Raw genomic sequence first — 542 nt, forward strand, 5'->3', positions numbered from 1 at the left:
CCTTCGTCGAGCTGTTTCGGATCTGACTCTGGACAAGCTGATCCTGAAGGAGGCGGCCTCGGGAAACTTCTGAGCCCCTCGCGTCGCCGTGCCTGCATCAATCATGTACGCAGCCAGATGAAGGTTTCGGAGCGTCGGGTTTGCCGCGTTCTGGGGCAACATCGCTCCACCCAACGGCGATTGCCACGGGGGCGTGCTGATGAAGACCGCCTGGTCGCGGACATGATCGAACTGACACGCCAGTTTGGTCGATATGGCTATCGTCGCGTGGCGGCTTTGCTGAGGGATGCTGGCTGGCAGGTGAACGACAAGCGTGTCGAACGGCTTTGGCGGCGCGAGGGGCTGAAGGTTCCGATGAAACAGCCCAGGAAGGGGCGGCTCTGGCTGAACGACGGATCTTGTGTCCGGCTTCGTCCCGAGCACCGCAATCATGTCTGGTCGTACGATTTTGTGCACCACCGGACCGACGATGGCAGGGCGTTCCGAACATTGAACATATTGGACGAATACAGCCGGGAATGTCTGGCGATCCGGGTGAAGCG

1 pseudogene is annotated in these 542 nt (G+C 60.3%); it reads left to right on the forward strand.

Annotated elements, in window-relative coordinates:
- Positions 1-542: pseudogene (locus R3X27_RS25535) on the forward strand (IS3 family transposase); the annotation flags it as partial.

This window comes from Tropicimonas sp. TH_r6, from assembly GCF_033101155.1.
Classification (GTDB): domain Bacteria; phylum Pseudomonadota; class Alphaproteobacteria; order Rhodobacterales; family Rhodobacteraceae; genus Tropicimonas.